We start from the raw sequence: 15631 nt of genomic DNA on the forward strand, positions 1-15631 counted from the left end.
CTAACGGTCGATCGGCTCGTGGGTCAGGCGGGAGTTGAGGAGGGGGGTTAGGTGGGGGGTGCGGGTGGGGGTTAGGAGGGCGGTGTGGAAGTCGTTGATGGAGATTTGGTCTATTTGGCCGGTGATGTGGGGGCGCCAGGCATTGAGGAAGGTTGGGCGGTTGGGTTCTCGGGAGGCGGTGAAGAGGAGGGCGTTGCCGGTGAAGAGGGCGGGGGTGTAGGGGAGGGGGTGGGAGAAGCTGTGGAGGACTCGTTGGATTTGGTGGGGGGTGAGGAGGCCGGTTTCGGCCATGCGGTTGGCGATCAGGGAGTAGAAGTCGTCGAGGGTGTCGACGGCGGGGATTTCGGTGAGGTTCAACAGGTCGTGCCAGCCGCCGAGGATTCGGGCGATCGCGTCGGAGACGTCTTGGCGGCTGGGTTCGGCGACCTCGGCCACACCGGTTTCTGGGGTGGTGTCGACCAGGGCCAGGAGGCCGACGCGGTGGCCGAGTTCTTGGAGGCGGACGGCCATGGCGTGGGCTATCTGGCCGCCCAGGGACCAGCCCAGGAGGTTGTAGGTGGTGTCGGGGAAGCGGGTGAGGAGTTCGCGGACGTAGCGGTCGGCGTAGGCCTCGACCGATTCCAGGCGGGGTTCGTCGGCGACGATGTGGGGGTCCTGGAGGCCGTAGATCGGGATGTCGGGGTCGAGGTGCGGGACGAGGGAGCCGTAGACCCAGGACAGGCCGCCGCCGGGGTGGACGCAGAACAGGGGTGGGCGAGTGCCGGTGGAGCGCAAGGGCGTCAGGACGTCGAGGGAGATGTTCAGGGCGTCCGCGCCGCTGTCCAGGGTGCGTGCGACCGAGGTCGGGGTGGCGTCGGAGAAGAGCTGGCCGAAGTGCAGGTTCCGGCCGGTGCGGGAGCGGATCAGGGAGACGACCTGGACGGCGGTGAGCGAGTTTCCGCCGAGGGCGAAGAAGTCGTCGTCCGCGCCGACCTTCTCCGCACCGAGGACCTCGGCGAAGACGTCGGCGACGAGCTGCTCCAGTCCCGATGCGGGGGCACGGAATTCGTTCGAGGGCGCTTCGGGTTCGGGCAGGGCGCGACGGTCGATCTTTCCGGTGGGAGTCAGGGGCAGTTCGTCGAGCACCATGACGAGCTCGGGAACCATGTAGGCCGGGAGGCGGTCGGCCACCGACCGGCGGACGGAGACCGGATCGACCGTGACGCCCGCGACCGGCACGACATAGGCGACCAAACGTGCTGCGGCACTCACCTTTTCGACATCGCCCCGATCGACCACGACCACCGCCTGCTCGATCCCCGGCACGGCGGTGAGCGCGGCCTCGACCTCGCCCAATTCCAGCCGCTGCCCACGCACCTTCACCTGGAAGTCGGAGCGGCCGACGAACTCCAAACCGTGTGAGCCCCAACGCACCAGGTCCCCGGTCCGGTACAGCCGCTCCCCCGGCGCACCGAAGGGATGGGCGATGAAACGCGAGGCGGTCAGCGCCCTCCGACCCCGATAACCGCGTGCCACACCGGGTCCGGACACATAGAGCTCCCCGACGACACCGACCGGCACCGGCCGCAGCCACCCGTCGAGCACCACCGCGCCGGTCCCCGCAATCGGCTCACCGATACCAATCGCCCGGTCCGCCACCAATTCCGCACCGGTGGTCCAGATCGTCGCCTCCGCGGGCCCGTACAGGTTGTGAACCCGCCGCAGACCCGCCGCGTCGGTCCCCGCCCATTGCGACACCATCCGCCGCGGACACCGATCCCCACCGGTCAGCACCACGCGAAGCTCATCCAGCCCAGCCGGATTCACGGTCAGCGCGACCGAGGGCGTCAGGAACGCGTGGGTGACCCGCTCCGCCCGCAGCAGTTCGGTCAGCGGTTGACCGCCATACACCTCGGCCGGTGCCACCACGAGCGTCGACGCCGCCGACACAGCCAGCAGCAGTTCCAGCACGGCCGCGTCGAAGGTGCGTGCGGCCACCGCCAAGACCCGGGACGCGCGGTCCGGCGCGCAGCGGCGTCGGTGATCGGCGACCAGCATCGCCAGCCCGGCGTGGGTGACCTCCACCCCCTTCGGCCGACCGGTCGAACCCGACGTGTACACGACATAGGCGGTATTGCCCAACCACGGCAGCACATTCGGCGCCGGAATCGCACCCTGCCCGAAGGCGACATCGGTGCCGTCGAGCAGCATCCATGACACCTCCTCCGGCAGGTCCCCGTGGTACCCGACCGTCGTAATACCCACCCGCACACCGGAATCGGCACACACGAACCGATTCCGTTCGACGGGATGCGCCGGATCCACCGAGACGAACGCCGCCCCGGTCTTGGCGATCGCCCACACCGACACCACCCAGTCCAGCGACCGCGGCACCCCGATGGCGACCACCGATTCCAACCCGACACCGCGGTCGATCAGCCACCGCGCCAACAGGTTCGACCGCTCGTCGAGCTCCCGATAGGAGATCCGACGCCCCTCGAACACCACCGCGTCACCGTCCGGATTCGCGGCCACCGCGGCGGCGAACAGACCCGGCAGGGTGACGGGCGCACCGATCGACCGAGCTCCGATGCCGTCGGTCAGCTCGTGCACCAGCCGCTCGCGCTCCCCCGTGGACAGCATGTCGATGTCACGCACCGCGACCGACGGATCTGCGGCAATGGCCGCCAGCACCCGTCCGAGCCGCTCGGCCAACAGTGCGACAGTCTCGGGGTCGAAAAGGTCCGTGGCATAACTCATTCCGACCGGGATCGCACCGCTCTCATCGGGCGCATCCGTCAGCGTGAGCGTCAGATCGAACCGCTCGACACCCACCTCGGCCCCCGCGGCCGACACCTCGAGCCCCGGCAACTCGAAGCTCACCTCGTCGAGATTGTGGAACCCGAGCATGACCTGGAACAGCGGATGCTGCGCCCGGCTGCGCGGCGGATCCACGGCCTCCACCACCTGTTCGAAGGGAATCTCCGCGTGCGCGAACGCATCCAGATCGACCGCGCGCACCCGTCCCAACAGCTCGGTGAACGACACCGACTCGTCGACCCGCGTCCGCAGGACGATCGTGTTCACGAACATGCCGACCAGATCGTCGAGCAGCGCCGACCCGCGCCCCGCCACCGGCGTACCCACCGCGATATCGGTGCTGCCGGACAGTCGCGACAGCACAATGGCCAGCGCGGCGTGGAACACCATGAACACCGTCGCCCCGGACCCCTGCGCCACCCGTTGCAGCCCGGACACGACGGCCGGTTCCACCGAGAAGGCGTGGGTCGCACCGCGATGCGAGGCGACCGCCGGTCGCGGCCGATCGCTCGGCAGCTCGAGCACCTCGGGCAGATCGCGCAACTGATCGCGCCAGTACCGCAGCTGCCGCGACAGCAACGATTCGGGATCGTCGGCCGAACCCAACAGTTCTCGCTGCCACAGCGTGTAGTCGGCGTACTGGATCGGCAAGGGTGACCAATCCGGTTGCCGCTCATCGCACCTGGCCACATAGGCCGCCGCGAGATCCCGCGCCAGCGGGGCCATCGAGAATCCGTCGGCGGCAATGTGATGCAGCACCAGCACCAGCACGTACTCGTCGACTCCCACCGCCAGCAGCCGTGCCCGCAGCGGAATCCGTTCGGCTACATCGAATCCGGCCGACACCACCTCGGCAACGGCTTCGGATACCGCGGAGGCGTCCACAACCCGGGGTGTCAGATCGATATCCACCGCATCGGAGAGCTCGGCGACCGGCGTCACCGCCTGATAGGGCACCCCATCGATGTCCGGGTACCGCGTCCGCAGCACCTCGTGCCGCTCGAGCACATCCATGACGGCCGCCGACAACGCCGCACAATCCACGCTCCCCGACAGCCGCAGCACCATCGGCAGGCTGTAGGACACCGATTCCGGCGCGAACCGGTTCACGAACCACATCCGCTGCTGCGCGAACGACAGCGGCACCCGCGCCGGACGCCGCTTGGGCTCCAGTCGCGGCCCGCCGATTCCACTGTCCGGCCCGTCGATTCGGGTGGCCAGCCGCGCCGCCAGGTCTTCGACCGTGGACGCCTCGAATACATCCCGCAGCGCGACCGCCACACCCACCGCGTCCGCCACCCGCGCCGACAATCGGGTCGCGGACAGCGAGTTGCCGCCGAGCGTGAAGAAGTCGTCGTCGGCGCCCACCCGCTCGATCCCGAGCACTTCGGCGAAGACCCGCGCGACGGTCGTCTCGAGCGGCGTGGACGGCTCACGGAACTCCCGGGCACCGAACACCGGTTCCGGCAAGGCCTTTCGATCCACCTTGCCACTGGTGGTCAGCGGCAGCTCGGTGAGCACCAGCACCACATCGGGCACCATGTATCGCGGCAGCCGCTCCCCCAGCGCCCGCCGTACCGCGTCGCCATCCAGCTCGGGACCCGGCTCCGGTACCACGTAACCCGCCAATCGCGCACCGGCGGTATCACTCTCACCGGCGAGGTACACGACGACCGCGCGATCGACACCGTCCACCGCGCACAGCGCGGCCTCGACCTCGCCGAGTTCCAGCCGCTGCCCGCGCACCTTCACCTGGAAGTCCGAGCGGCCCACGTACACCAGGACGTGCGCACCCGATTCGTCCACGACCCACCGCACCAGGTCCCCGGTCCGATACAACCGCTGCCCGGGCGCGCCGTGCGGGTCGGCGACGAACCGCGCCGCCGTCAGCCCCGCCCGCCCCCGATATCCGCGCGCCACACCGGGACCGGCCACATACAGCTCACCCACCACACCCGCGGGCACCGGCCGCAGCCAGCGGTCCAGCACGGTCAGATGCAGCCCCGCAATGCCCGAGCCCATGGTGATGGGCGCACCGGCCCGCAGTTCCGGACTGACCGAGGTGATGATCGTGGCCTCGGTCGGCCCGTAGGAGTTGAAGAACCGCCGTGCCCCGCCCGCATCGGTGCGCGACCAGCGCGCCACCAGCCGCGGCGCGAAATGCTCACCGCCGACCCACAGGACCCGCAGGTCGTCGAGTCCGACCGGGTCCAGGGAGGCGGCCACCGACGGCGTCATCCAGGCATGGGTGATGCGCTGATCGCGCAGCAGTTCGGTGAGCGCCCGCCCGCCGTAGACATCGTCGGGTGCGATCACCAGCACCGCACCGGCCGAGAGCGCGATCAGGAATTCGAGCACCGCCACGTCGAATGTGCGCGCGCCCACGCCCAAGACGCGGGATTCGGACTCGACGGCGTACAGGTGATGGTGTGCGGCGGCCAGCACGCCCAGGCCCGCGTGGCTCACCTCCACCCCCTTCGGCCGCCCGGTGGAGCCGGAGGTGTAGATCACGTAGGCCGTGTTGTCGGGCCGCACCGCCCGTCCCCGATCGGCATCGGTCACGGCGTCGACCGGGTGCTGTTCCATGGCGGTGACCGACTCGGGATCATCCAACAGCAGCCACGACACCCCGTCTCGCGGCAATACCGCGAGCTGCCGAGCCACCGTAATGCCCAATCGCACACCGGAATCGGCGCACATGAACCGATTACGGTCGAGCGGATGCGAGGGGTCGACGGTCAGGAACGCCGCCCCGGTCTTGGCGATCGCCCACACCGCGACCGCCCATTCCAGCGACCGCGAAAGCCCGATGGCCACCACCGACTCGGGCCCCGCGCCCCGCTCGATGAGAAAGCGTGCCAACCGATTCGATCGCTCATCCAGTTCCCGATAGGTGATCCGCTGATCCCCTTCGACCACCGCGTCCCCCTCCGGGTTGGCCGCAACGGCGGCCGCCAGGAGGTCGGGCAGGGTCGCGCCGACCGCGCCGAACTCGCCCGCGTCGAGCAGATCGGCCGGATCGTTGCGGCCCCAATCATCGAGTAGCGCAGCACGTTCCGTATCCGGCAGCAGAGCGACATCTCGCACGGCGACACCCGGGTCCGCGGCGAGGGCACCCAACACGACCGCCAACCGCTCGGCGAGCGCCTCGACCACGCCAGCATCGAGCACATCCGGCTGATATTGCAGTCGAATCCGCAGCGTGTCCTGCTGAATCACCGTGCAGGACAAGGGATAGTGCGTCGAGTCCGTGCCGGTGACCCCGGTCAGTTCGAGGCTGCCGTCATCGGTGACCTGCCGAATGTGGTCCACGTCCACCGGATACGACTCGAACACCATGGCCGTGTCGAAGAGGGTGTCGTTCCCGGTGACCGCGTGGATATCGGTCAATCCCAGGTGATGATGGTCGAGCAGGGCCGCCTGCTCGCCGTGGATGCGCGCCCACAGGTCGCCGAGGCGCTCGGCCGGATCCAGCCGCACCCGGGTGGGAATCGTATTGATGAACAGACCGATGGTGCGATCGGCCGCCGGAAGCTCGGCGGGCCGCCCGGACACCGTGGTCCCGAAGACGACATCGTCGCGACCGGTCAACTGCGCCATGAGCAGCGCCCAGGCCGATTGCAGGACGGTATTGAGCGTGACACCGGCCGCTGCCGCGGCGGCCACCAACTTTCGGGTGCCCGGGGCATCGATCACCAGCGACCGATCCACCACCGCGCGCGTGGCGGTCGCGGTCGGGTCGGCGATCAGCGTGGGCTCGACGCCGTCCAGCGCCGCGGCCCACGCCGCGCGGGCGGCCTGCCGATCCCGGGTCGTCAACCAGGCCAGGAAGTCCCGGTACGACCCCGCGGCCACACCCTCACCCCCGGCATAGCGAGTGAACAGGTCGGTGACCAAGAGCGGCCAAGACCAGCCGTCGAGGATGACGTGATGGTCGGTCAGGATCAGCGCCCAGCGGTCGGTTCCCAACTCGGCGAGGGTAAATCGCAGCAAGGGTGCGACGGCGAGATCGAACCGGCGGGACTTCTCGGCCGCCGCGAGCTCGACCAAAGCCGTCTCGGGATCGGCTTGATCACTCAGATCGACTATACGCCAGGGCAATTCGATATCATCACAGACAACCGCCACGTGCACACCGCTGTCAATCGAGGTGAATGCCGTGCGCAGTACGGCATTTCGCTCTACGAGCGCGCCCGCCGCCGCACGCAGCCGCTCCGGCTCGAGCGCACCCGAGAATCGCAGCACCACCTGTGCGGCGTAGACGTCGATGGTCTGCGCGCCTTCGGCCAGGTGCGCGTGGAAGATCAGACCGTCCTGCAAGGGCGTCACCGGCCACACATCCGCCAGCGCGGGGTACGCCCGTTCGAGCGCGATGACCTCCGCTCGACTCAGGCGCACCAGCTCGAAGTCGGACGGTGAATGCCAACCCGCGCCGGGCATGTCGGCGAGTTCGGCCAGCGCGGTGACCGCGTCGGTCCACAGGTCGGCCAGTTCCTCGATATCCGCCGGATGCAGCAGCGTGCGCGGGAAGCGGAAGGTGGCCCGCATCCGGTCGTCGATCACGAGCGCGCTCACATCCAATGCCACGGTGACCGGCATGGTCGGATCGGCGGGCACCACCAATTCGCCCAGCCCGCCGTCGATTCCGTCGGCGAGGCCGGAGACCCGGCCCAGGTAGTTGAACCCGATTCGACCGGGCATGCGCCGCGGCAGCGCACTCGCGGTGTCGGTGTTGAGGTAGCGGAGCAGCCCGTATCCGATGCCCTTGTCGGGAATGGCGCGCAGTGTCTCCTTCACCGAGAGCACCACCGCCGCAACCTCATCGGGCGTGACATGCTCGACGTCGAGCCAGCTCAGATCGAATCGCACCGGGAACATGGAGGTGAACCACCCGACCGTCCGCGACAGGTCCGCACCGGGCACGACCTGTTCCTCACGACCGTGGCCCTCCATGCGAATCACCACAGACGGGTCGTCCATCCCCCGTTGCGCCCGCCAAATCCGCACCGCCACCGCCAGACCGGCCAACAGTCCGTCGTTCACACCGCCGTGGAACGCGGCCGGTACCCGCGTGGTCAGCGCCTGTGTCACCGATTCGGGCAGCTCCACCTCGATTTGATCGAGGGTGTCGGCGGTGTCGACCGCCGGGTCCAGGTCGCGCCGACCCATCAGCGGGTCCGGACCCGAGACCATGGACTGCCAGAATCCCAACTCCCCCACCCGAATCGGGTCGGCGGCGGCCTCGACCAGTCCGTGCGCCCAGCGCCGCATGGAGGTCCCGACCGGCTCGAGCACCGGCGTACCGCCCGCCGCGATCTGCTCGAACGCCGACAGCAGATCCGGCACCAGGACCCGCCACGACACCCCATCGACCACCAGGTGGTGCGCGACCACCAGCAGCCATCCCGGTGTTCCGTCCGCGGTCTCCAGCCACACGAACCGAACCATGGAACCGGCCGCCGGATTCAGCCGTCCCAGCGCCGAATTCAGTTCCGCTACCGCGATATTGGCGACCGACCGAAGACCGGCGTCGGTCGTGGTGCCGCCGTCGATCACCCGTCGCTGCAACAAATCCGACACCGTGACCGCGTCGGCGGGAACCACCTCCATCGACCACTCCCCGTCAGCGCCGCGCAGCAGCCGCGAGCGCAGCATGTCGTGGCGGTCCAGCACCGCACCGAGCGCGGCCGTCATCGCCTCGATGTCGACGCGGCCGGGCAGTCGCAGCACCACGTGCTGATCGAACCGTTCGAAGCCCCCGCCCCACTCCATCATCCAGCGCGCTATCGGCCACAGCGGCAGCTCGCCGACTCCGCCGCCGGGCAGTTCCGCCAGCCGGTTCGCACCCGCGTCCTCGGCCCGCCGCGCCCGCGCCGCCAGCCTGGCCGGGGTGCGCTGCTCGAACACATCGCGCGGACCGAACACCACGCCCTGCCCGCGCGCCTTGGTCACCAGCTGGATGGAGACGATCGAATCGCCGCCCAGCGCGAAGAAGTCGTCATCGACACCGACCCGTTCGAGCCCGAGCACCTCGGCGTACACCCGGGCCAGGATCTCCTCGACGGGACTCGACGGCGCACGGAAGTCGTGCTGCGGGAACACCGGTTCGGGCAGTCCGCGCCGATCGACCTTGCCGGTGGCGGTGAGCGGCAGCTCCGCGAGCACCATCACCACATCCGGGACCATGTAGGCGGGCAGCCGCTCCCCCACCCGCTGCCTGAGCTGTTCCGCGTCCACCGTGTGCCCGTCGGCCACGGTGACGTAGCCGACCAGGCGTGCGCCGGTCCCGGAGCCCGTGTGCACGATCGCCACGGCCTGTTCGACACCCGCCAGCTCGCACAGCGCGGCTTCGACCTCACCCAGCTCGAGGCGCTGGCCGCGAACCTTGACCTGGAAGTCGGAGCGTCCGACGAATTCCACTGTTCCAGAACCAGATTCCTCGGCGACCACGCGAACGAGGTCGCCGGTGCGGTACAGCCGCTCACCCGGCTCGCCGAACGGGTTCGCGACGAACCGCGACGCGGTCAATCCGGCCCGGCCCCGATAACCGCGCGCCACACCGGGTCCGGCCACGTACAGCTCGCCGACCACACCGGCGGGCACGGGCCGCAGCCACGGGTCCAGGACCACCACCCGCATTCCGGCCAGCGGCTCGCCGATCGTGATCGGTTCCTGCGGCAGCAGCCGCGCACCGGTCACCCAGATGGTCGCCTCGGCCGGACCGTACAGGTTGTGCACACGTCGCTGTCCGGCCGCATCAGTGCCCGCCCAGCGCGAGACGAGCTGCGGGCCACAGCGATCACCACCGGTCAGCACCACCCTCAGCTCGTCGAGCCCGTCGCTGTCGACGGACAGGGCGACGGCCGGTGTCAGGAACGCATGGCTGACGTGCTGCTCACGCAGCAGCTCCCACAGGGGCTGTCCGCCATAGACATCCGGTGGCGCGACCACGAGCGTGGCACCGCGCGAGACCGCGAGCAGCAGTTCGAGGATCGCCGCGTCGAAGGTCCGCGCGGCCACCGAGAGCACCTTCGAGCCCGAATCCACCGCACAGCGCCGGACATGGTCGGCCAGCAAGATCGCCAATCCGGCGTGCGTGACCTCGACGCCCTTGGGTTGTCCGGTGGAGCCCGAGGTGTAGACGACGTACGCGGTATTGCCCGAATGCGTTGGGGCACACCGCTCCGCATCGGTCACCGCCGCCGTGCCGAAACTCGACAGATCCGACTCGTCGAGCCCGACCGTGTCGACACCGGGCAGGTCGAGACCCGCGTCGCTGCGCGTCAACACGCAGCAGGCCCCGGAGTCCGCGCACACGAACCGATTCCGCTCGGCCGGATGCGCCGGGTCGATCGAGACGAAGGCGGCACCGGCCTTGGCGATGGCCCACACGGCCAGCACCCAGTCCGACGATCGCGGCAGCCCGATCGCCACCACCGACTCGGGCCCCACGCCGCGCCCGATCAGCAGCCGCGCCAGCTGGTTCGAACGCTCATCCAGTGCGCGGTAGGAGATCCGCAGGTCCCCTTCCACGACCGCGTCGCCCTCGGCATTGGCCGCCACCGCCCGGGCAAGCACGTCGGCCAGCACGACGGTGTCGAGGTCTTCCCGGCGACCGATCGGACCGACACCCTCGCCCGCCCCGATGTCCCGCACCGACAGGGAGGCGTCGCGACCGATCGTCCCCAGCATCCGCCGCAACTGCTCGCCGAGGGTCGCGACCGCCGCCGCATCGAAAAGCTCTGCGCGATACTGCAATCGCATCCCCAACGTCTCCCGCAGCATCGCCGTGCAAGAGAGCGGGTAATGCGTGGCATCGGCCGCGACCACCCGGGTAATCGCGAGATCGCCATCCCCGACGGCGTGTTCGATGTCCCGCATATCGATCGGGTAGGACTCCAACACCATGAGCGTGTCGAAGAGCCGGTCGGTTCCGGTGCGCGCGTGGATATCTCGCAGCCCAATGTGGTGGTGTTCGAGCAGCGCGGCCTGCTCGCGATGCAGGCGGGACCACAGCGCGGTGACGGTCTCGGTGGGGTCCAACCGGACACGCGTGGGGATCGTATTGATGAACAGGCCGATGGTGCGGTCGGCGTCGGGCAGTTCGCCGGGCCGACCCGAGACGGTCGCGCCGAACACCACGTCGGTGTGGCCGGTGTGCCGCGCCAAGAGCATGGCCCACGCCGATTGCAGGACGGTATTGACGGTCACCCCGGCCGCGGCGGCAGCCGCCACGAGCGCCCGGGTCTCGGACTCGTCGAGGCCGATCGTGCACTCGGCCACCTCGGTCGCGCCCACTTCGGAGTCACCGGCGATCAGGGTCGGCTCGACACCGTCGAGCGCCGCATCCCACGCGGCCAGGGCGGTGTCCCGGTCGCGAGTCACCAACCACGCCAGGTAATCCCGATACGACCCGGCGGCCCGGCTCGGGGTCGCTCCGGTGTACGCGGTGAACAGCTCGGTGAGCAGCAGCGGGTAGGACCAGCCGTCGAGGATGACGTGATGGTTGGTCAGGATCAGCGCCCACCGATCGGCGGCGAGCCGGGCGACGGTAAAGCGCAGCAGCGGCGCGGTGGACAGGTCGAAGGGAGCCGCCTTCTCCGCGGCCGCGAGCTCGTCGAGCGCGGTGGCGGAATCGGCGGACGAACTCAGATCGACAACACGCCAGGGTAATTCGAACGTATCGCCGACCACCGCCACGTCGATGCCGCTGGCGGTGGTGACGAACGCGGCCCGCAGACTCTCGTGCCGCTGCACCAGTGCCGTCGCTGCCGTGCGCAGCCGCTCCAGATCCAGCCCGCCCGACAGATGCAGAACCAGTTGGGCGACATAGGCATCCGCCTCGGCTTCGGCGTCGGCGACGCGGGCATGGAACAACAGTCCGGCCTGCAGCGGGGTCACCGGCCACACGTCGGTCAGGTCGGGATGCGCGCGTTCCAGCTCGACGACATCGGACTGGCTCAGTTCCACGAGTGCGAAGTCGGACGGGGAATGTCCACCGCCACCGGGGTTTTGGGCATGCTCGGCAATCGCGGTCAAGGCCCGCGACCACAGCTGTGCCAGCTCTTCCACCTCGGCGGGCGTGAGCAAGGTGCGGGGGAAGCGGAAGCTGGCGCGCAGCCGATCCTCGATGACAATGGCGCTGATATCCACCGCGACCGTCACCGGCATGTCCGGATCGGGTGCCGCGGTGAGCTCGCCCAGGCCTCCGTGCGGGCCGTCCGCCCCGACGTCGGCGCTGGAGACACGGCCCAGGTAGTTGAACCCGATCCGGCCCGGCATCCGATCCGGCAGCGTCCCCGCCGTCTCCTCGTTCAAATACCGCAGCAGTCCGTACCCGATGCCCTTGTCCGGTATCGACCGCAGTGTCTCCTTCACCGACAACACCACCGCCGCAACCGAATCCCCACCGGCGATCACATCGTCGATATCGACGCCATCCAGATCGAACCGCACCGGGAACATCGAGGTGAACCAGCCGACCGTCCGCGACAGGTCCGCACCGGGCACGACCTGTTCCTCCCGGCCGTGCCCTTCCAACCGGATCAGCACCGACGATTCGTCGAGTCCACCGCGTGCCCGCCACAAGCGAACCGCGACCGCCAAACCCGCCAGCAGCCCGTCGTTCACACCGCCGTGGAACGCCGTCGGCACCCGCGACAGCAAGGCCTGCGTCACCGCTTCCGGCAACCAGACTTCGACCTGCTCCAGCGCGGCGGCGGTATCGACGGCCGGGTCCAGCTCCCGCCCGCCGATCACCGGATCCGCACCGGCGACCATCGATTGCCACAAGCCCAACTCCCGCAACCGATTCGGCTCGGCCGCCGCCTCCACCAGCCCGTGCGCCCACCGCCGCATCGAGGTGCCCACCGGCTCCAGCACGGGCGTACCGCCCGCGGCGGCCCGGGTGAGCGCCGTCATGAGGTCCGGCACCAGCACCCGCCACGACACACCGTCGACGACCAGGTGATGCGCCACCACCAGCAGCCAGCCCGGCACCTCACCCGCGGGTTCGAGCCACACGAACTGCACCATGGTCCCGCCGCGCGGGTCCAACCAGTCCAGCGCCGAATCCAATTCGGCCGTGGCGATCTCGGCGACCGCGCGCCGACCGGACTCGGTGTCGACATCGAGACCGGGTTCGAGCGCACGGCGATGCAGCAGCCACGCCGGATCGACGCCGCGCGCGGGCGCGACCTCCATCGACCATTGCCCGGTGTCATCGCACCGCAGCCGGGATCGCAGCATGTCGTGGCGATCGAGGACCGCGCCGATCGTCGCGACCAGTCCCGCCTCGTTCACCCCCGCGGGCAGCCGCAGCACGACATGCTGGGCGAAGCGGTCGAATCCCTTGCCCCACTCCACCATCCACCGTGCCACCGGCAGCAGCGGCAGCTCGCCCACGCCGCCGCCGGGCAGCTCGGCCAGGTCGGCGCGGGCACCGGCGACGGTCCGCGCGGCGGCGGCCAGCCGTGCCGGGGTCCGCTGTTCGAAGACATCGCGAGGCCCGAATGCCACACCCCGGGCGCGCGCCTTGGACACCACCTGGATGGAGACGATCGAATCGCCGCCCAGCGCGAAGAAGTCGTCATCGACACCGACCTGCTCGCGCCCGAGGACCTCCGCGAAGACCTCGGCGATGGTCTGCTCGGCCGGAGTGGACGGCGCGCGGAATTCCCGCGGCGCGAACACCGGTTCCGGCAACGCCCGCCGATCGATCTTTCCGGTTGCGGTCAAAGGCAATTCGTCGAGCACCATCACCAGGTCCGGCACCATGTAGCCGGGCAGGCGTTCGCCCACCGCCGCCCGGAGCGAATCGGGGTCGACCGTGCGCCCGGCCCGCGCGGCGACGTAGGCCACGAGCCGGACCGCCGCGTCGGCGTTCTCCCCGTCCGTGTGCACCACGGCCACGGCCTGACCGACGCCGTCCACTTCGCACAGCGCGGCTTCCACCTCGCCGAGCTCGAGTCGCTGCCCGCGCACCTTCACCTGGAAGTCGGAGCGCCCGACGAAAAGCAGGACGCCGGAACCGGATTCGTCGACGGTCCAGCGCACCAGGTCACCGGTGCGGTACAGCCGCTCGCCCGGTCCTTCGAACGGATTCGCGACGAACCGCGAGGCCGTCAGCCCGGCCCGGCCCCGATATCCCCGTGCCAGGCCCGCACCCGACAGGTACAGCTCGCCCACCACGCCGACCGGCACCGGACGCAGCCACGCGTCGAGCACTCGCACGCCGATGCCGGGGATGCCGACGCCGAGATCGAGGGGATCACCCGCCCGCAGTTCGCGGCTGATCATGGCGATGATCGTGGTCTCGGTCGGCCCGTAGGTATTGAAGAACCGGCGCGAGTGGGCGGCGTCGGTGCGCGACCAGCGTTCCACCAGCCGCGCCGAATAGCCCTCGCCGCCAACGGTCAGGACCCGCAGGTCGTCCAGCCCGTCCGGATCCAGGGAGGCGACCACCGACGGGGTCAGGAACGCGTGCGTGATGCGCTGCTCACGCAGCAGTGTGGTGAGGGCGGACCCGCCGTAGGCATCCTCGGGAGCGATGACCAGGGTTGCGCCCACGGGGACGGCGAGCAGGAGTTCGAGCAGCGCGGCGTCGAAGGTCCGCGCGGCGACGGCCAGCACGCGGGAGTCCTTGGTGACCCCGTAGTCACGCAGTTGCGCGGCGGCGACCGCGGCCAGTCCGGCGTGGCCGACCTCCACGCCCTTGGGCCTACCGGTCGAGCCCGAGGTGTAGACGAGGTAGGCCGTGTTGTCCGTGCGGAGCACGGCATGTCGTTCGGCGGCCGTGAGCCCGGTCGCCGGGTACTGCCCGACCCGACCCGCCACCGACGGGTTGTCCAGAATCAGCCAGGACACCTCCTCGGGCATGGCCGAGGCGTGCTCGTCGTCCGTAATACCCAGCGAGACACCGGAATCGACGCACATGAACCGGTTGCGGTCGAGCGGATGGGCGGGGTTCAGACCCAGGAACCCGGCACCGGCCTTGGTTACCGCCCACAGGGCGAGCACCCATTCCAGCGAGCGCGGCAGGGCGATGGCGACGACCGTGTCCGGGCCGACGCCGTGGCCGATCAGGAAGCGCGCCCATTGATTCGAACGCTCGTCGAGTTCCCGGTAGGTGAGGGTGCGATCGCCGTCCACGACCGCGATACCGTCCGGATGCGCGGCGACCGCGGCGGCCAGGAGCAGCGGCAGCGTCACCGCGTCCGCGGTGACGGCGAGCGCGGCGAGATCGGGAGTGCCGGTGCCACCCCAGGTTTCGAGGGCGCGCCGCTCGGTCGCCGACAGGATCTCGATGTCCCGCAACGCGAGTGCTGGATCGTCGATCACCGCCCGCAGCAAGTGGTGCAGGCGGTCGGCGAAGGTGGTGATCGTGTCCGCGTCGAAAAGGTCGGTGGCGTAACTCAGATCGACCGGCATCGCGCCGTGGGCATCGGGCTGGTCGGCCAGGGTGAGCGTCAGGTCGAAGCGTTCGACACCGGTCTCGGCACCGGCGGGCGTGACCGCCAGCCCGGGCAGTTCGACGGCCGCCGGGTCGAGATTGTGGAAGGCCAGCATGACCTGGAACAGCGGGTGATGCGCCTGACTGCGCGGCGGATCGAGGGCCTCCACCACCTGTTCGAAGGGAATCTCCGCCTGCGCGAACGCATCCAGGTCCACCGCGCGCACCTGGCCCAGCAGGTCGGTGAACGACACCGACTCGTCGACCCGGGTGCGCAGGACGACGGTATTGACAAACATGCCGACCAGATCGTCCAGCAGCGCCGAGCCACGGCCGGAAACCGGTGTGCCGATCGGAATGTCGGTGGCGCCCGACAGCCGC

1 protein-coding gene (only partly in view) is annotated in these 15631 nt (G+C 69.7%); it reads right to left on the minus strand.

The window, feature by feature from the left end; translation table 11 throughout:
- Window positions 1-15631: the 3' portion of a non-ribosomal peptide synthase/polyketide synthase gene (locus VMT40_RS08695; RefSeq protein ID WP_326357474.1), read on the minus strand. It continues 12716 nt past the right edge of the window; the window shows 15631 of its 28347 coding nt (coding positions 12717-28347); its start codon lies beyond the right edge, outside the window; it ends in the stop codon at window positions 1-3.

This window comes from Nocardia sp. CDC160 (assembly GCF_035818795.1).
Taxonomy (GTDB): Bacteria; Actinomycetota; Actinomycetes; order Mycobacteriales; family Mycobacteriaceae; genus Nocardia.